Genomic DNA, 17935 nt, shown 5'->3' with positions numbered 1-17935 from the left:
GCTGCGCTCCGGAGCGGTCGACGGAGATCCGGTAAGCGCTCCGGGTCGAGCCAACACTTATTCGGCCGTATGTGAACCGCTAGCGTATGGCTACGTTTCCGGAGGACGACGCGCTCGTCGGTGAGTACACGGTTCCCGACGACGTGCGGCCGGTCGTCGACCGCGTCGTCTCGTTCATCGAGGAGGAGGTCCTCCCGTACGAGGAGGAACACGCCGACGACATCGGCGGTCCGCTCGACTACCTCGACGACGACGGCCTCATGAAGCCCGAGACCCGAGCGATGCAAGCGGAGATCCGCAGGCGGAGCGCCGACGAGGGGCTGTACGCGCTTCACCTCCCCGAGGAGGTCGGCGGCGGCGGCCTGTCGAACCGCGAGCACTTCTACGTGCAGGAGGCCGTCTTCCGCTACGGCACCGGCCACGGGTCGAGCGTCGCCCGCTCGATGATGGCGTGGACCGAGGGGCCGTCGCCGGCCCTGCTCCACCTCGACGAGGACCAGCGCGAGGAGTGGCTCGAACCCCTCGTGAACGGCCGCAAGACGGCCTGCATCGGCATCACCGAACCCGGGGCGGGGTCGGACGTGACCGCCATCTCGACGACCGCCGAGCGCGACGGCGACGGCTGGGTGCTCAACGGCGACAAGCGCTACATCACGAACGGCCCGTTCGCCGACACCGCGCAGATCCTCGCGAAGGTGGAGGACGCCGACGGCCCGGCCCACGAGACGATGGGGATGTTCCTCGTCGACACCGACAACTCCGGGTACGAGGTGGGTCAGCCGAACCTCAACATCATGATGGACGGCATCACCTCGGACGTCCACCTCCGCGACTGCCGGGTCGACGGCGACCAGCTCGTCGGCGAGGTCGGCGACGGCCTCCCGCTGGCGCTGTCGTGGGTGAACTGGCGTCGCGCCGGCCGCGCCGGGATGTGCGCCGGGATGGGGCGGTACCTCCTCGACCGGATGCTCACCTACGCGAAAGAGCGCGAGACGTTCGGCGAGCCGATCGGCACCAATCAGGCGGTGCAATGGCCGATCGTCGAGACCGCGACCGAGATACACGCCCTGCGCGAGTTCGGGACCTCGCTGCTGGGGGCGTACGACGCCGAGGCGAACCTCTCGGACCTCGACCAGCCGGAAACCGCTCGCCGGAAGCTCTCGATGCTGAAGTACTACCCCGAGGACCTGCTGTTCGACTGGGCGGACCGCGCGATCCAGGTGTTGGGCGGCTACGGGCTGATGCGCGCCGGCGGGGTCGAGCGCGTGTTCCGGGTCGCCAGGAACCTCCGGATCCCCGCGGGGACGACGGAGGTGCAGAAGCGGACCATCGCGAAGACGCTCGGCCTGGAGTGATGCGCGGGACGGACCGCCGGATCCTCCTGTTGCTGCTCGACGGCGCGGCCGATCGGCCCGCGCCGGCGCTCGGAGGCCGAACTCCTCTGGAGGCGGCCGACACGCCCAACCTCGACCGACTCGCGAGCGCCGGGATCAACGGGACGATGCACGTCGCCGAGCCGGGCGTCCCCCTCTCCAGCGACCTCGCACACGCCAGGCTGTTCGGGTACGACCCCGACGAACTCCCGGGTCGGGGGGTGCTGGAGGCGCGCGGGTTCGGACTCGATCCCGACCCCGGGAGCGTCGTCTGCTCGGCCTCGTTCGCGTCGCTGCACGCGGACGGGACGGTCGCGGACCGGCACCTCTCCGAGGCCGCCGCCGACTACGCCACACTCGCGGCGGCTCCCGGCGTGGAATCGGTCTCGGTACCGGCGATCGGTTCCGGATCCGTATCGGTCGAATACACCTGGAAGAACCGGGCGTTAGTCACGATTACTGCGGACGAGGTGGTGTCGCCCGCCGTGACGGACGTGGACCCGTTCGCCGAGGGGCTTCCGGTCATCGCGAGCGAACCGGTCGCGGACGCGACGGACCCGGCGGCCGCGAAGCGGACCGCGACCGCGTTACGCCGCTACACGCGTCACACGCGCGAGGCGCTGGCCGACGACCCCGGTCCGGCGGACGTGGTGCTCTCGAAGTGGGCGGCGACGCCGACGGACCCGGAGCCGTTCGCGGAGCGTCACGGCCTCGACGGCGCGAGCGTGACGCCCAAGCCGGTGTTGACGGGGCTGGCGCGCACGGTCGGTCTGGCCCACGAGTCGCCCCCCGACGGCTACCCGGCGCGCGCCGAACGCGCGCTCGACGCCCTCGCGGAGCGGGAGTTCCTCCACGTCCACTACCCGGAGCCAGACGAGGTGTCGCACGCGGCCGGCCCCGCCGCCAAGCGCGACGAGATCGAAGCGATCGACGACTCGCTGACGGCCGTCGTCGACCGGGCGCTCGCGGACGACGAACTCGTCACGGTCGTCACCGCCGACCACACCACGCCGAGCACCGAGGACGTGGTTCACTCGGGCGAGCCCGTGCCCGTGACGATGGTCGCCGACTCCGTCCGCACGGACGACGTGGAGGCCGTCGGCGAGCGCCCGGCGGCGACCGGGGCGCTCCGCGGCGTCGGCGGACGCGACCTCCTTCGGGTCGCACGCGCGGCCGCCGACCGGGTCGTGCTCGACGGCCTGCGCCGAACGCCGGCGGTCCGGGACTACCCCGTGACGGACGTGCGACCGCTGTGGGGTGAGGAGCCGTGACGACGGTCGACGGTGTCGACGGACGCGACGGCGTCGACCCGGCGCGGTGCGGGTGCGCGGGGAAGACGCCGCTGGAACGGGTGGTGTTGCCCGCACGAGCGCGGGTCGCTGACGCGCTCGCGGACACCACCGTCTCGCTGGGCCCCGACGCCGACGCGGCCGTGATCCCCGCCTCTGCCACCCCGCCGGCGACGGCGTTCGAGCGCGAGACGGACGCGGTCGCGCTCGACGGCACGCGGCCGCGGACGCCCTTCGGCGGCGACGACCGCGAGCGCCCGGTGACGACGGTCGCGTGCGCGTTCCTCGGCGGCGACCTGGCGGACCCGGACCGACTGGGAGACGCGCTGGCGACGGCGTACGCCGGACTCGACGGTCCCCCGGTCCGGATCGGGAAGGGCCACGCGGTGCAGGTGCCGGGGGCGACCGGCGGGACGGTGTGGTTCGAACACCGCCGCGCCCGGGCCGAGGCGGGCGGGACCGCGGACGGTATCGCGAGGGACGCGGCCACTGGTGTCGCCGCCGAGTCCCCGGTCGAATCGGCCGCCGGTGACGGTGCCGCCGCCGTCGCCGCGAACGTCGACGCGGTCCGCGCGTTTCCCGGGATCTCCCCGGCGGAATCCGCCCGGATCGCGGCGTTGAACGCCCTCAACGACGCACACGCCGTCGGCGCGACGACCGACCGATCGGTACGTCCGCTCGTGGCGACTCCCCGCGACGAGACGCCCGATCCGGACCGCGTGCGGGAGTGGTACCGATCGGGCCTGCCGAGCGACGTGACGGTCCGGGCCGCGGCTGTGCTGGCCCACGACGGCGACGGGTGGTTCTTCGGCGCGAGCGCCTCCGCCCGGGGCGACCGGCCGGCGGACGTCGCGGGGCGGAACAGTCGCTCGCTCCCGGTGGGGTGTGAGGTGCTCGTGACCCGGCCCCTCGGCGGCCTGGCGTGTTTCGCGCGCGGCGTCGCCCGGGGCGACGAGGGACTCGAAGCGCGAGGGCTGACGCGGCTCGGACGCGACACCCGCCCGGAAGCGACGGCGCTGTCGGCGTTTCGCCCGGCCCCAAGGGAGTCGTTCGATCCCGCCGAGCACGTCGCCCGCGTCACCGACGTTTCGGGCGAAGGGATCGCGGGGATCGGCCGGCTGGCCGCCGGGACCGGGCGGTCGCTGCGACTCGATCGGCTCCCGCTGCTCGACGGTGCCGCCTCGGCGACCGACTGGACGGTCCCGGACGCGACCGTCGAGACGAACGGCCCGCTGGCGGTCGTCGCGACCCCGAGGGTACTCGATCGGGTCGCCGACCGACTCCACGCCGTCGAGGGGGCCGACCCCCGTCGGATCGGCGCGGTCGTTGACGCCGCCGCGACCGGCGATCCCGTCGCCGGCGACGCGCCCGTCGTCGACGCCACCGCCGGGGACCTCACGGCGGCGGTCGAGGCCGCTTCGCGGTGGCCGTCGATCGACCCGGTCGGAACGGACGGTGGTGACGCGGATGCGTGAGGGCGGGGTCCCGGGGGACGCCGCGTCCGACCGGCTCGACGTGGACCGCGTCGTCGGCCACGTCCACGGGCGGTTCCAGCCGTTCCACGACGGCCACCTCGCGTACTGCGAGTGGGCCGCGGGCGAGTGCGACGAACTGCTCGTCGGGGTCACCAACGCCGACCCCGCACACGTCAGGAGCGAGTCGGCGGACCCGGACCGCGACGACCCGCGGAACAACCCCTTCCGCTATCACGAGCGCCACCGGATGGTGACGGCGGCGCTGTCGGCGGTCGACCTCGGGGTTCCGGTACGCGTCCTCCCGTTCCCGATCAACCGGCCGGAGCTGTGGGAGCACTACGCCCCCGTCGACGCGCTCCACCTCGTGCGCGTGCTCGAGGACTGGCACGAGATCAAGGTGGACCGCCTCCGCGAGCACGGGCGGACCGTTCACACGACCGCGGCCGAGCGGACCGTCAGCGGGACCGCGATCCGGGAGGCGATGGCCGCCGGCGGACGCGCCGACGACCATGATACCGGTGAGGGTGACGGGTGGCGCACGTCGGTTCCGGCCCCCGTCGCCGCCGTGATCGACGACCTCGACGGCGTCTCACGCGTCCGATCGCTGTACGAGGAGTGAACGCGCCCGGAGAGGAGTCAGAAGCGGTCGTGAACGCGCCCCGGTACGCGTCCTCCGAACAGCCCGCAACCACCTCGATAGTCCCTCGGGCTCCTCGATCACCCCCGAGATCGTCCGGCCATCGGCTCCGACGAGGGGGCATCCGAACGAGCGTTCGGCCGTCGCGTTCTCGCGTCACCCGCGGCGTTCTCGAGCCTTCCCCGACAACAGGGCATTTAACGCGCTCGCCCCTACGACCGTTCGTGGCTTCTCCGTACGACGTACTGGGGGTCGACGCCGACGCGGACGATACGGAGGTCGAGCGGGCCTACCGTCGCCGGGTGAAGGAGGCGCATCCCGACCGCGGCGGCTCCGTCGAGGAGTTCCGTCGCGTCCGCGGGGCCTACGAGGCGATACTGGCGGGCGAGGCGTCGCCTCCGCTGGAGGCCGCCGACGGCGACGCCCCGAGTGCCGACGCCGCCACTCCCGAGGGTCCGACCGCCGGCGGCGACGCCGATGCGCCCGGATCGCGCGCGCCCGGCGGAGCGGGCGGAGACGGTCGCGACGACGACGCGGACCCGGCGACGCGCACGCCCGGCGGCTCGCGTATCGAGTACCTGAACTACGAGGTGCTGTCCGACCACGGCTGGTCGATCGACGATCCGGACCTGTTCGAGAAGGCCGCCGCCGCTGACCTCCACCCCGACGACTACGGGAAGTTCCTCGCGGAGTCGGGAGAGACGCTGCTCGAGGCCGCCGAGAACCGCGGGTACGCGTGGCCGTACGCCTGCCGCGGCGGCGCGTGCGCGAACTGCGCCGTCGCGGTCGTCGAGGGCGAACTCGACGCCACCGTCGACAACATCCTCTCGGAGGAGATGGTCGATGACGGGTTCCGGCTGTCGTGTATCGGTCGACCCGTGACCGGCGACATGCGCGTCGTCTACAACGTCAAGCACCTGCCGGGGCTCGACGACCTCCGACTCCCCGCAGACCGGTTCGAGCGCGCGAGAGCCGACGACTGATCGCGCCGGCAGACGCCCGTCACGGTCCGAGTACTCCGATCCCCGACTCGGTCCCCGGTCGACGCCGTTCCGTCCCGCTCAAAGGGTCAATCTGAGCACCGACTCCTCCGATCCGCGGAACGCGGACTCGTCGTCGAGCGCGACGACGAGCGCCTCGACCGGTCGGGAGTACTCGCTGGCGTGGTGTCCTCCCTCGCTCACCCGGGTCGTCTCCTCGACCAGCGGCGTGTCGACCAGTTCGTTGACGCAGCGGTACACCGTCGACAGGGGGATGTCGCCGGTCTGCTGGAGTTCCTTCGCGGTCATCGGCCCGTCCTCGAGAGCGCGCACGACCGTTCGACACGCCTCGCTGTCGAGCGCGTCGAACAGGCGTGCGGCCTCCCTTGGGGTGGCGCTGACGACCGGGGCGTCGATACTCCCGGCCGGTTCGGAGGCGGTCGAGCGGGTCATGCCCCACCTCCCCGCGTCGCGGTCGTGACGATCGGAGCCGGAACGGTGGGGTGGCGGTGCGGCGTCGCGGTGGCGTGCCACATACGACGGAGTCGGCCGAGAGGCCCGTTAGTTATACACCCGTACAACCGCGGTACCCTGGGGTTTCGGTGTGTTCCGTTCGGCTTTCGTCGGCCGACGATAGACGCGCGGTCGTCGCTGGTCGGTACGGCCTCGCGAGAATACGTTCCCGGGGTTTCGGTCGATCGGGATCGCTGCCGATCGGGATCGCTGCTAACCGAGTCCGACAAATCGCGATCTCGCCGCGTCGGCCGCCGATCGCGGTGACAGCTCGGCCCCGGATCCGACGGCGTCTCCGCCGCCGATTCAGCGCCGCGTCTACGACTCGTCGTCGTCGTTCCCGTCCGTTTCGCCCTCGTCCGGCTCGAGGAAGTGCGGTCCGCGCCTGTATCGCGGCGTCGCCGCGAACTTCTGTATCCGTTCTTGCTCCTCGTCTGTGATCCAGTTCGGCACGTCGCTCCATACTCCGATGCCGGATAAAGTAATATCGCGGATACAATCGGGTAGGATACTAATAAATCGCCGTTTTGGAGGCTCTCGGTCGAGAATTCGCCGGTTCCATCTCGACTGGAACGCGCCGACGCCGTCGAACGCGTGAGACTCACGTACCGTCGGCTTACCCGTGGCGCGGTCGAGCGCGAACTCGCCGCGCCGTCGGTCCGGAGCCGCCGGAAAATGAGGGGTCGGGTTCGAATCGCCGATCGGCCGCCGAAGTCGTCTCAGTCGTCGTACTCGTCCGCGAGGTCGGGACGGGTCCACCGTTCGAGTCCGCCCGCGATCCCGAGCGCGATCGTCGCCAGTACTGCGTACACGAGGATGTTCCGTCGCATTGCGATCGCACCGGCGGCGCGTGTCCGTATCGTTATCCGGTCGATAGTCCCGGTCGACGCCGAACTACCGCGGGTGAACGACCGCACCGCAGTCGTCGCACTCCGCGAACATCGTCGGCCACCCGCGCTGCCGGTAGCTGATCAGGTGACAGTACGTCGGGATCCGCGTCCCGCAGGAAGGACACGCTCCGAGCGTCTCCGCTTCCGCGGTCGTGTCGATCGAGTCGGGTCGGCTCGCCGTGGCCATATCGGGAGCGGGAGCCCCGACACCTTTGTTAGTTAATTCCAAACCGGTCTCAGACGCCCGTTTCGCGTCGATCACCGCCCCTCGCGGGCCCTGTCGAGACCGCGTTTCCGCGGCCACTCCCCTCCCCTTCTCGAGGCGAACGACGTGAATAACGAACCGCGGACCGGCCGAGTCCGAGAGCGATGCAGCCAGCAGACGCCGGCGACTCCGTACGAGCGGACGATCCGAGGGACGCTCCGGGTGTCGGATCGGCGGACGCCGCCGTCGAACCGAGCGGTGTCGCCGCCGGCGGATCCGGCGATACTCCGACTCACGCGGACCGCGCCGCCGACGGCGACGGCGTCGTCGACGTCGGACTCGACGGCATCGCTGTTGGCGGCGTCGTGGCGCTCGCGCTCGCCAAGACCGCCGACGTTGCGACGACGCTCGTCGGACTCGCCAGCGACCCCGCGATCCGCGAACGCAACCCCGTCGCCGCCGCGGCGATGACGGAACTCGGCACGCTTCCCGGGCTCGTCGTCCTCGGCGCGCTCACGGTCGCCGTCACGGCCGCGGTCATCGAGGGCGGCGTTCGGCTCTCCACGCCCGCCGTCGACGACCGCCCGGCCGGCTCGGACAGCCCTGAGTCCCCGGACCACCGACACGCCGGCCGGATCGCCTGTTACGGCGTCGGCTGTGCCTGTAACTTCGGGTTCGCCGTCCACAACGCCGTCGTCGTCGCGGGAGTAATAGGAAGCTGACACGTCGACCGTCGCGAGCGCGGGCGCTCGGTCCGGGTAGGGTGATATTGCGCGATCGACGTATCAGGAAGAACACAGACTAACAAAGGGGGACCGGCGCGTAGCGACGCCCGGGGGAGACACAGCACGGCCCCATTCCCATTCCCCTGGCATCCAACACCTGCTCCTCTCCTCCCCCGTTTTCGCGACCGCGAGCGACGGGACTGTCCCCACGGCGTCTAAGCAAAAAACGCGAACCCGAACGGCGGCGCGCGCCGCCCGGTCACCACGCCGTCCCCCTCGTCCGCTCACTCCGCGAGATCCTTCGCACGGATGTCGTTCCAGACCTCCTCGCCCTTCGAGGTGATCCCGTAGACTCGACCCTTGCGCCGGTCCTCGGGGACGAGCAGTTCGACGAGTTCCTTCTCCCGGAGGGAGCCGATCGCCCGCGAGACGTGGGACACCGACAGCTCCACGTCGTCGGCGACGCGGGTCGGTGTCGCCGGGCCCTCGGCGAGCCGTCCGAGGACCGCGACCCTGTGGTCGGAGCTGATGACGTAGCCGATCACGTCCCAGTCGGTCGTCACGCGCGATCACCCGACCCGGCGCTGCCGTCGCCTCGCCACCCGGTGTTCTCGCTGTTTCGCCTCCCGGCGCTCCCCCCGTTCCGCTCGTCGGGTCCGCGGTTCGTGTGGTCGGTTCGTGTCATCGGTTCCTCCGTTCGTACAGGTACTGCGCGATCACGACCGCCCCGAAGGAGACGAACACGAGGAGGCCGACGGCGTTGAGAACCGACTGCGGGATCGCCCCCTGTGCGGCGGTGGCGACCCCGTAGACGGCGAGGCCGACGACCGCGAGCGTGAGGTAGATCCCCTGCCAGGGGATCGACCCCTCGTCCTCGTCGGGGAGATACGCGTCGAGGTCCGACACCTGCGAGGTGAGTCGGACGACGCCGGTGTCGGCGTCGTACTCGACGATGCCCGTGTCCTCGAGCTTCGGGATGTGCGTCTGGTACAGCGAGACGTACACTCGCTTGACCTGCTGGTCGGTGAGCTCCTCCACCGGAACGTCGTTCTCCCATGCCGCCACGCGGTCGGACAGCTCCCCGAGCTTCACGGGCTCGCCCCGGTCCCGTAGGTAGTAGATGACGAACCGTCGTCGTGCGTTGCTCAGGATGTCGTATACCTCGTCCCTGCTCAGCGTGTGTGGGTCTGATGTCGACATCTGCTCGGGATACTCCGCGTACTCACCACCCCGGGTGAGCCGGGGCCATCGCACCCGGACGGAGCGGACGCGCACGGGAGGACCGTCGCCCGGGGGGCGGCGGTCGAAGGCGTGCGCGACCGCTCCGTCGTCGATCCGGGGAGTCGGAGGCCAGCAGAGTGCGGTCGAGTAGTATCACTCTACTGTCACGCTCTTTGCCAGGTTCCGGGGCTTGTCTATCGACCGGTCGAGCAGGTCCGCGACGTGGTAGGACACGAGCTGGAGCTGCACGTTCGCCAGCACGCCCAGCAGGTCCGGGTGGGTCTCCGGGACCGCGAGGCACTCGTCGACGGACTCGAGCACCCGGTCGTTGCGCTCGCTCGCGACGGCGACGACGGGCGCGCCGCGCGACCGGACCTCCTCGACGTTGTTCAGCGTCTTCGTGTCGTGGCGGCCGGAGAACACCGCGAACACCGGGGTATCGCGGGTGACCAGCGCCAGCGGGCCGTGTTTCAGCTCTCCCGCGGCGAATCCCTCGGCGTGCTCGTAGGTGATCTCCTTGAATTTCAGCGCGCCCTCGCGGGCGACCGGGTAGGCGACGCCGCGTCCGATGAAGAAGCGCCCGTCGGCCTCGCCGTAGCGTCCCGCCAGCGACGCGGCCGTCGACTCCTCGAGCACCCGACCCACGTGGGAGGGAAGCGCCCGGAGCGCCGACAGCATCCCCTCGCGGTCGTCGCTCGGGGTTCCGGTGACGTCCTCGGTCAGCCGCTCGACCAGCAGCGCGAGCACGGCCACCTGCGAGGAGAACGTCTTGGTCGCCGCGACGCCGATCTCCGGGCCCGCCCGGATGAACAGCGCGTCGTCGGCCTCCCGGGCGGCCGTCGAGCCGACCACGTTCGTCACAGCGAGCGTGCGCGCGCCGGCGGCGTCAGCGTGACGCAGCGACGCCAGGGTGTCGGCGGTCTCGCCGCTCTGGGTCACCGCCACGACGAGCGTCTCCTCCGAGACGGGGGCGGGCGTGGTGGCGTACTCCCCGGCGGTGAACGCGTGGGCCGGAACGCCCCTGTCGCAGAGCAGTTGGCGTGCGTACAGCGAAGCGTGGTGGGAGGTCCCGCACGACAGGAAGTGGACCTCCGAGATCCCGTCGAACGTTCCCGGCGGGAAGTCCTCGAGCACCACGTCACGGTCGTCGTCGGCGATCCGGCCGCGGACGGCGCGTTCGAGCGCGTCCGGCTGCTCGCTGATCTCCTTGCGCATGTAATGGTCGTAGCCGTCGCGCTCGGCGTCCTCCGAGCCCCAGTCGACGGTGTCGATCCCTCGATCGACGGGGTCGCCGTCGGCGTCCGTGACCTCGTGGCCGTCGGTGGCCAGCCGGACGACGTCGCCGTCGTGCAGGTAGACGACCCGCGAGGTGAACTCCAGGAACGACGGCACGTCGCTGGCGAGGAACCGGCGGTCGCCGTCGACGCCGAGCACCAGCGGCGAGCCCCGCCGGGTCGCGAGGATCGCGTCGGTCCCGTCGATCAGCGCCGCGATGGCGTAGCTCCCCTCCAGTCGATCGATCGCACGCCTGAACGCGGCCTCGGGCTCGTGGCCCGCGGCCAGTTCGGCCTCGATGAGGTGGGGGACGACCTCGGTGTCGGTCTCGCTCGTGAACAGGTGTCCGGCGGCGGACAGTTCGCCGCGGAGTTCGTCGTAGTTCTCGATGATCCCGTTGTGGACGACCGCGACCGAGCCGGTGCAGTCCGTGTGCGGGTGGGCGTTCTCGTCGGTCGGCGCGCCGTGGGTGCTCCACCGGGTGTGGCCGATCCCGAGTCGTCCGGCGATCGAGTCGTCGACGACGTCGACGAGCCGGTCGATGCCGCCCTCGCGCTTGTGGACGCCGATCCCCTCCTCGGTTAGGGTGGCGACGCCGGCGGAGTCGTAACCGCGGTATTCCAGGTTCTTCAGCCCGGTAAGCACGGCATCGACAACGTCGTCGCTGCCCGCGCAGGCGGTGATACCGCACATCAGGACCCACCCGCAGTCGGCCGATCTCGTCTGCTGTCTCTCCGATCATTCGACGTGCTGGCCCTCTCGCGTCGTGCCGTCGGTCCGGCGTGCTGGCGTGTACAGGTCATGGTTGAGCCGAACGGATAGCGTCCGGGGTAACGTGCGCCAATCCCGCCATCCGGGCATTGTTATTAGGCTGTTACATCGCGATATCGAAGGATAGCGGCCGTCATACGCGAAAATACGACACGAGAGAGAACGCGGATCGAACGGTCGACGGCAGATACCGTCTCCTAACCGCGCATATCAACCCTATAACAATGTCTCCGTGTTCTCCAGATGGAGTCGGGTATGCTCGGGGTACTTACACACCGCGATGGGGCCGAAGCGCCGTACGCGCCGTCGATGTCGGCGGCGGATCTACCGGTAGCGGGCGTCGCTTGTGCGGTTCGCGCGGCCGACGCGCTGATCGCCGCGGGCGCGACCGAACTGGTCGGCGACGGCCTCACCCCCGCGGTTCGGAGGGGCCTACGGCGGCGACATCCGGACCGTAGCCTCCGCCTTGACGGCGACGCCGCGGCCGATACCGTCGTCGCCGATGCCGGTGATACGGTCACCGACGAGGCTCCCGACGGCGATCGGACGGGAGATCACGACAGGATCGTGTGTGTCCCGTCGACGACGGTCGTCGATCCCGCGGCGTTGGAGGCGGCCGTCCGCCGGCGACCGGCCGTGGTGACGCGGCCGAGTGAGCCGTTCGACCCTCTCTACGGGCCCGAGCCCAGACCCGTCGCGGTCCCCGCTGACGCCCTCCGCGGTCGCCCGCCGACGGCGGCGCTGGCGGTCGCACGCGACCTCGCCGGCGAGGGCGGCCTCGACCGCGTCGAGTGCGATCGAGTCGCCGACGTGCGGCGGCCCTGGGAGCTGCTCGATGCGACCGAGTGGCTCCTCGCCGGCACCGACGACCCCGACGACGGCTTCGACGGGATCGAGCGCGACCTCGCTGGCGACGTTCACCCCGACGCCGAGGTCTCCGGACCGGTCGCGGTCCGCGAGGGCGCGACGCTCGGACCCGGTGCCGTCGTCGAGGGACCGGCCCTCGTTATGCCCGGTGCGAATATAGGGCCGAACTGTTATGTCCGGGGAAACAGTTATATTTCAATTGATGTGAATATAGGGGCTGCCGTGGAAGTGAAAAACAGTATCCTACTGTCGAACGCGAAGCTGCCGCACCTGAGCTACGTGGGCGACAGCGTCGTCGGGCCGGACGCGAACGTAGGGGCGGGGTCGCTGGTGGCGAACCTCCGTCACGACGAGCGTCCGGTCCGGCTGGGACACGCCGGGTCGCGGGTGTCGACGGCGCGACGGAAGTTCGGTGTCGTCGTCGGCGAGGGGGCGAAACTCGGCATCGGAACGCGACTCAACGTGGGGACGGTCGTCGCACCGGGGGCGACGACGCGACCGGGGAGCACGGTCTTCACGGATATCGGGGGTGAGCGGGAGTGAGCGGTCGGACGAACCTATGCGGTCGGGTTGCCGATGTCGCTACATCACGCCGGATACGGCTGAACGCGACGGGACGGGCCGGGGTATCGACGGACGAGGAGAACAGCAGTTGAACGAGACGTACAACACGACACATCATGGCCAAGGCAACCCAAGCACAGACGACCGGACGTACCGATCCGCCGAACGCGGACGACGAGACAGACGAACCGAACACCGTTGAGACGCCATCGGAGGAGCGCGAGCCCGAGCCGCTCCCGCTCGACGTCACCTTCGAGATCCTGAAGAACCAGCGTCGCCGGCTCGTTCTCTCCCATCTCGACGCGGTCGACGGCGAGACGACCATCGGCGAACTCGCCGAGCACATCGCCGCCATCGAGAACGACTGCACGGTCCAGGAGCTGGGTGCCCAACAGCGCAAGCGCGTGTACATCGGACTGTACCAGTGTCACCTCCCGAAGATGGACGACGCGAGCGTCGTCGACTTCAACCGCAACAGGGGCCGGGTGGAGTTACAGGCGGAGGCTGATCCGCTGTTCGAGTATCTGGAGGAGGAAGACGAGTCGGCCGACGGGGATGCTGTCGACGGCGACGACACCGCGACCGAGTCCGAGTCGGTCGATCCGCGGCCGTACGCCGGAGCGACCCTGGGAATGGGCGCGCTGTTCGCGACGACGCAACTGCTCGGCTACTACCTGATCGCGAGCCTGGTCGTGTTTACCTTCCTCGCGGGCGTTCTGTACACCTGCCGCGGGATGAGCGTGCCGACGGCGACCTCGACAGAAGCCGAGACCGAAGGCGAGTGATCGTCCGACGAACGGCGTCGTAGCTTCTCGACTCGGCGACGGTGGCCGAACCGTTCTCCCGACGAGTCGCGTCGCGAGACGACCTGATGGTCTGTACTCGACGGTCTGTGCTCGACGGTCGGAGTCCCGACTCCGTTCAGGGTTCGCCGTCCCGGTTTCGCCGTCTCGGTTTTCTCGGCCGGATACTCCGCAAGAGCTCCTTCGGGTTTCTGTCCGCGACCGACGCTGGACGCCGGATCGCGGCGACGACTCAGTACGCCAGCGGTCGGTCGAGCGCGCGGTGGGTTGCCACGACGGAGGTGGTCTCGTCGGCGTCGACGCTGCCGGTGACGCACGCGCCCGTCGAGAGGTCACACCGCGGACCGAGCACGACCCCGAACAGCAGCACCCGCGGGCCGACGCTCGCGCCTGGGAACAGCACCGACCGGGTCAGCTCCGCGCCAGCGCCGACGGTCGCGCCGCCGCCGATGACTGCGGGGCCGCGGATCACAGCGCCCGAGGCCACGGTCGCATCGGCCCCGATCATCGCCGGTCCCTCCACCGCCGCGTCCGGGGCCACGGTCGCGCCGGGGGCGACGTACACGCCGTCACCCCAGTCGTCGCCGTCGACGATGGCGTCGCCGTCCTCCAGCACCAGTTCGTTGGCCCTGACGAAGTCGCTCGGACGCGCCACGTCGAGCCAGCGGTCGGTCTCGACGGCCCGCACCGTGTGGCGGTCGATCAGCGTCCCGACGGCGTCGGTGATCTCGCGCTCGCCGCGACTGCTCTCGGGCACGTCGAAGGCGTCGCCCATCGACGCCGGGAACACGTACGCGCCGGCGTTCGCCAGCGTCGTCGGCGGCTCGTCCGGCTTCTCGACGATCCCCGTCACCACGGGGGCGTCGTCGGCGGCGTCGCTCTCCACGGGCGCGGTCGAGAGGACTCCGTACTCGTGCGGGTCGTCGACGCGGTGGGCGAGGACGGCGGCCTGCCGGTCGAACAGCCGTGCGATCGCCGCAGGCTCGAAGAGGTTGTCGCCGTTGAGGACGGCGAAGCGGCCGTGGACGTGCTCCGTCGCACAGCGCACGGCGTCGGCTGTGCCGGCGGGCGTCTCCTGGACGGCGTAGGTGACCGGGAGTCCGCGATAGGACTCGCCGAAGTACTGACTCAGGTGGCCGTCGCGCTCGCCGACGACGAACACGAGGTCGTCTGCCCCCGCCTCGACGGCGGCGTCGGCGACGTGTGCGACGAGCGGTCGGTCACCGACCGGGAGCATCGGTTTCGGCGTCACGACCGACAGCGGGCGCATCCGCGAGCCGCGACCGGCCGCGAGTATCACAGCGTGCATGACGAATTTCGACACCACGGGCGCGCCCCTTGTTATAAGCAGACAACCACGCGAGCCGACCGATAGCCGGCGACCGACGCCCGGGTCAGTCCGAGGCGGCGGGCGCGACGGCCTCGCGCGCCTCCTCGACGAGACCGGTCGCCGTCTCGAACAGCGACTCCATCTCCGAGTCGACGCCCGCCTCGGCGGTGACGCGAACGAGCGGCTGGGTGCCGCTTGCGCGTACGAGGAACCAGCCGGCGTCGACGTCGACGCGGACGCCGTCGACGGTCGTCACGTTCGCGTACCGGTCGCCGACCCGCTCGGCGACGTGTTCGACGACCTCGCGCTTGGCGTCGGTCTCGACGTTTGTCCGCCGCAGGGGAACCGTCTCGACGCCGGCCGCGAGGCGGTCGAGGGGACCGCGACGGGCGACTAACTCGGCGAGCTTCGCGGCCGCGAGCGTCCCGTCGGGACACCGCGTCAGGTCGGGCCAGATCCACGCCCCGCTGGGCTCGCCCCCGAACACCACGTCGGACTCGCGGGTGCGCTCTGCGACGTGGCCGTCGCCGACGCGGGTGTGGGTCGTCGACGCGCCGATCGCCTCCAGCGTCGTGTCGACGGCGATGCTCGTGTCGATCGGGACGGCGACGCGCTCGCCGGCGTCGGCGGCGTCGCGGGCGAACAGCGCCAGCAGGGTGTCGCCCGCGAGGAACTCCCCGAGGCCGTCGACCGCTCGCATCCGGTCGGCGTCGCCGTCGTGGGCGATCCCTAGGTCCGCGTCCGTCGCCGCGACCACCCGCCGGAGCGTCTCGCAGTTCTCGGCGGTCGGTTCGCTCGGACGACTCGGGAACGTCCCGTCGGGCTCGGCGGCGATCGTCTCGACCGAGCAGCCCAGTCGCCGCAGCGCGCGGGCGGTGATCCGACCGCTTCCGTTGCCCGCGTCGACGACCACGTCGAGTCCCAGGTCGACCGCGTCGCCGCCAGCACCGGTCCCACCGCCCCGGTCGGCTCCGTCGCGGTTCGCGACGTACTCGGCTGCGACGGCGTCGACGACGGCTCGGACGTGTCGCGTTCGCGCGTCGCGACCGCGGGTCCGGTCGCCGTACTCGTCCCACGCGACGAAGTCGTAGCGACCCTGTCGGATCCGGTCGGCGACGCCCTCCTGTCGCGTTCCGACGTACGCCGCGCCGTCGTCGGTCCAGAGTTTCAGCCCGTTGTCACTCGCGGGGTTGTGTGAGGCCGTGACCGTGACGCCGGCGTCCGCGTCGTACCACTCGACGGCTCGTGCGACCGTCGGTGTCGGCACCTCGCCCAGCGACACCACGTCGGATCCGCACTCGCGCAGTCCCGCCGAGAGCGCGTCGACGAGCGCCGGTCCAGTCTCGCGGGTATCGCGACCCACGACGACGCGGTCGGCCCCCTCGGAGGCGACGGCCCGTCCCACGTCCAGGGCGAGTTCCGCGGTGACTGTCTCGCCGATCGGCCCCCTGATGCCGCTCGTTCCGAACATGTGGTGACGGCCGCCCCGACGGGGATTTGTTATCGCCCGGCTATCGAGGGAACGAGGACGCTATCGAGCGTCGGCCTCGGCGTCCGAATCGGCGTCCGTCCCCGCCGCCGCGCCGTTCGACTCCGCGCTCGCGCCGTTCGACTCGGGGCGACCGGTGTCGTCGGGCCGATCGCCGCGATCGGGCCGTTCGGAGTCGTCACCCCGGGCGGTGGCATCGAGCCGGCCGCTGCCGGACTCGAAGGTTTCGGTCCCGTACCGGGGGATCGCGGGCCGCGTGGACCCTCGGCCGGCGGCGACCGCGTCGCCGCGGTCGGTGGGATCCCCGCGGTCGCCGCGACCGCCCCGGTCGTCGCCGACGGCCTCACCCGCCGGCGTTCCGCGGTCGGGGAGGACGACGTCGTTGAGGTGATCGTTGACGTGTTTGTCCATCGCCATCGCGCCGACCAGCGAGAGGAGGCCGAGCATGAACACGGCCGTCGCGAGCAGGCCGCCGATCACCGACGTGGCCCCGCCGCCGGCGGCGACCGCCCACACGAGCGCCGCGAGTCCGACGCCCGACCCGGCCGCGCCGGCGACGTACGCGACGACGAGCGGGTGGAAGTCGTACGCGAGGTAGTTCTCGCGCACCCGCCACAGGAAGTTGCGAAGCAGCATCCACGACACCCTGGGGACGTAGGTGCGATACCGGATGTGGCTCTCCTCGTCGCCGTAGACGATCGGGCTCGGGAGGTCGACCACCCGGAGCCCGGCGACGTTGAGCTTCACCAGTAAGTCGTTGCAGTAGCCGTAGAACTCGTACATCTCCTCGATGTCCGCCTCGTGGAGCGCGCGCCGGGAGATTGCGGTGTAGCCGCTCTGTGGGTCGCCGGTGGCCCAGTAGCCGCTCGCTATCCGCGTGAGCGCGCCGAGCACGGCGTTGCCGACGAATCGCAACCGCGGCATGTCGCCGTAGTCCCGGGTTCCGAGGAAGCGGTTGCCCTTCACGTAGTCCGCGTCCCCGTCGAGGATCGGGTCGAACAGCGTCCCGAGCACGTCGGGGTCCATCTGCCCGTCGCCGCCCATCACAGCCGTCGCGGCGAGTTCGTCCTCGCGCGCCCGGAGGTATCCGGTCTTGATCGCGCCGCCGACGCCGCGGTTTCGTTCGTGTTGGATCGCGACCACCCGTTCGCCGAAGGGCTCGGCGGCGTCGCCGTTGCGGGCGTGGTCGTCGTGACGGTCGCGTTCCGCCGCTGCGGCCGCGCGGATCTCGCTCCAGGTGCCGTCGGTCGACGCGTCGTCGATCACGTAGACGCGGTCGACGAACGCGGGCACGGTCTCGATCGTCTCTCTGACGAACGGCTCCTCGTTGTACGCCGGGATAACCACCCCGACTGTGTGTCCTCGATACATTGTGGGGACCGGCCAAACGCTGGCGTATCGTCCGTCTCGGCGCGTCGGGTTTTGTTACCCTTCTCCTGGCCGACCCGCCGGTACGGCGCTTGCGTGGGGCGAACACCCCGAACACGCAGACCTATCAGGAAACGGATCCATAACAAAGCCCGACTCG

Annotated in this window: 17 protein-coding genes; 8 read left to right on the top strand and 9 right to left on the bottom strand. The window is 70.8% G+C overall.

Features of this window, described 5'->3' with window-relative positions; genetic code table 11:
* The first annotated feature begins 86 nt into the window (after nucleotides 1–86).
* The 5 genes from Hbl1158_RS15605 (at nucleotide 87) to fer (ending at nucleotide 5757) form a co-directional block, all read left to right on the top strand.
* Nucleotides 87–1355, top strand: a complete 1269-nt coding sequence (locus Hbl1158_RS15605) for an acyl-CoA dehydrogenase family protein (protein WP_234299578.1) — start codon at nucleotides 87–89, stop codon at nucleotides 1353–1355.
* On the top strand, nucleotides 1355–2644 hold the full coding sequence (locus Hbl1158_RS15600; protein ID WP_234299577.1) for a hypothetical protein: 1290 nt from the start codon (nucleotides 1355–1357) through the stop codon (nucleotides 2642–2644). The genes Hbl1158_RS15605 and Hbl1158_RS15600 overlap by 1 nt, the downstream gene beginning before the upstream one ends.
* Nucleotides 2641–4137, top strand: a complete 1497-nt coding sequence (locus Hbl1158_RS15595; RefSeq protein ID WP_234299576.1) for a hypothetical protein — start codon at nucleotides 2641–2643, stop codon at nucleotides 4135–4137. Before Hbl1158_RS15600 ends, Hbl1158_RS15595 begins: the two co-directional genes overlap by 4 nt.
* On the top strand, nucleotides 4130–4756 hold the full coding sequence (locus Hbl1158_RS15590) for an adenylyltransferase/cytidyltransferase family protein (RefSeq protein ID WP_234299575.1): 627 nt from the start codon (nucleotides 4130–4132) through the stop codon (nucleotides 4754–4756). Before Hbl1158_RS15595 ends, Hbl1158_RS15590 begins: the two co-directional genes overlap by 8 nt.
* Before the next feature lie 242 nt (nucleotides 4757–4998).
* The gene (gene fer, locus Hbl1158_RS15585) at nucleotides 4999–5757 is read left to right on the top strand and encodes a ferredoxin Fer (RefSeq protein ID WP_234299574.1); all 759 of its coding nucleotides are present in this window, start codon (nucleotides 4999–5001) and stop codon (nucleotides 5755–5757) included.
* Nucleotides 5758–5835: 78 nt separating this feature from the next.
* On the opposite strand, the gene Hbl1158_RS15580 is transcribed toward fer, so the two are convergent.
* The 3 genes from Hbl1158_RS15580 to Hbl1158_RS15575 all read right to left on the bottom strand — a co-directional run bounded on the left by Hbl1158_RS15580 (nucleotide 5836) and on the right by Hbl1158_RS15575 (nucleotide 7344).
* Nucleotides 5836–6207: a helix-turn-helix domain-containing protein gene (locus Hbl1158_RS15580; RefSeq protein ID WP_234299573.1), complete on the bottom strand. Its 372-nt coding sequence runs from the start codon at nucleotides 6205–6207 to the stop codon at nucleotides 5836–5838.
* A 378-nt stretch (nucleotides 6208–6585) separates the two neighbouring features.
* The gene (locus tag Hbl1158_RS17205) at nucleotides 6586–6720 is read right to left on the bottom strand and encodes a hypothetical protein (protein WP_255764234.1); all 135 of its coding nucleotides are present in this window, start codon (nucleotides 6718–6720) and stop codon (nucleotides 6586–6588) included.
* A gap of 441 nt (nucleotides 6721–7161) precedes the next feature.
* Entirely contained in the window at nucleotides 7162–7344 is a 183-nt protein-coding gene (locus Hbl1158_RS15575; protein ID WP_234299572.1) for a hypothetical protein, read from the bottom strand.
* Between the two features lie 182 nt (nucleotides 7345–7526).
* Here Hbl1158_RS15575 and Hbl1158_RS15570 point away from each other — a divergent pair, with 182 nt between their 5' ends.
* A complete protein-coding gene (locus Hbl1158_RS15570) occupies nucleotides 7527–8084 on the top strand; it encodes a hypothetical protein (RefSeq protein ID WP_234299571.1) in 558 nt (185 codons plus the stop codon).
* Between the two features lie 287 nt (nucleotides 8085–8371).
* On the opposite strand, the gene Hbl1158_RS15565 is transcribed toward Hbl1158_RS15570, so the two are convergent.
* From Hbl1158_RS15565 to glmS, 3 genes are all read right to left on the bottom strand, one after another.
* The gene (locus Hbl1158_RS15565) at nucleotides 8372–8650 is read right to left on the bottom strand and encodes a winged helix-turn-helix domain-containing protein (RefSeq protein ID WP_234299570.1); all 279 of its coding nucleotides are present in this window, start codon (nucleotides 8648–8650) and stop codon (nucleotides 8372–8374) included.
* 118 nt (nucleotides 8651–8768) lie between these two features.
* Nucleotides 8769–9287 (bottom strand): hypothetical protein, encoded by a 519-nt coding sequence (locus Hbl1158_RS15560; protein WP_234299569.1) that lies wholly within the window; start codon nucleotides 9285–9287, stop codon nucleotides 8769–8771.
* Between the two features lie 174 nt (nucleotides 9288–9461).
* A complete protein-coding gene (gene glmS, locus Hbl1158_RS15555; RefSeq protein WP_234299568.1) occupies nucleotides 9462–11276 on the bottom strand; it encodes a glutamine--fructose-6-phosphate transaminase (isomerizing) in 1815 nt (604 codons plus the stop codon).
* A 333-nt stretch (nucleotides 11277–11609) separates the two neighbouring features.
* On the opposite strand from glmS, the gene Hbl1158_RS15550 reads away from it, so the two are divergent.
* On the top strand, nucleotides 11610–12764 hold the full coding sequence (locus Hbl1158_RS15550) for a glucose-1-phosphate thymidylyltransferase (protein WP_234299567.1): 1155 nt from the start codon (nucleotides 11610–11612) through the stop codon (nucleotides 12762–12764).
* Between the two features lie 137 nt (nucleotides 12765–12901).
* Entirely contained in the window at nucleotides 12902–13570 is a 669-nt protein-coding gene (locus Hbl1158_RS15545; protein ID WP_234299566.1) for a hypothetical protein, read from the top strand.
* Between the two features lie 250 nt (nucleotides 13571–13820).
* On the opposite strand, the gene Hbl1158_RS15540 is transcribed toward Hbl1158_RS15545, so the two are convergent.
* From Hbl1158_RS15540 to Hbl1158_RS15530, 3 genes are all read right to left on the bottom strand, one after another.
* A complete protein-coding gene (locus tag Hbl1158_RS15540) occupies nucleotides 13821–14897 on the bottom strand; it encodes a sugar phosphate nucleotidyltransferase (RefSeq protein WP_234299565.1) in 1077 nt (358 codons plus the stop codon).
* 85 nt (nucleotides 14898–14982) lie between these two features.
* On the bottom strand, nucleotides 14983–16389 hold the full coding sequence (gene glmM / locus Hbl1158_RS15535; protein ID WP_234299564.1) for a phosphoglucosamine mutase: 1407 nt from the start codon (nucleotides 16387–16389) through the stop codon (nucleotides 14983–14985).
* 60 nt (nucleotides 16390–16449) lie between these two features.
* A complete protein-coding gene (locus Hbl1158_RS15530) occupies nucleotides 16450–17778 on the bottom strand; it encodes a glycosyltransferase family 2 protein (RefSeq protein WP_321169953.1) in 1329 nt (442 codons plus the stop codon).
* Nucleotides 17779–17935: the final 157 nt, after the last annotated feature.

It is taken from the genome of Halobaculum sp. CBA1158, assembly GCF_021431925.1.
Classification (GTDB): domain Archaea; phylum Halobacteriota; class Halobacteria; order Halobacteriales; family Haloferacaceae; genus Halobaculum.
Note: the sequence above shows the minus strand (reverse complement) of the source record. Positions and strands in the feature narration are given on the sequence as shown.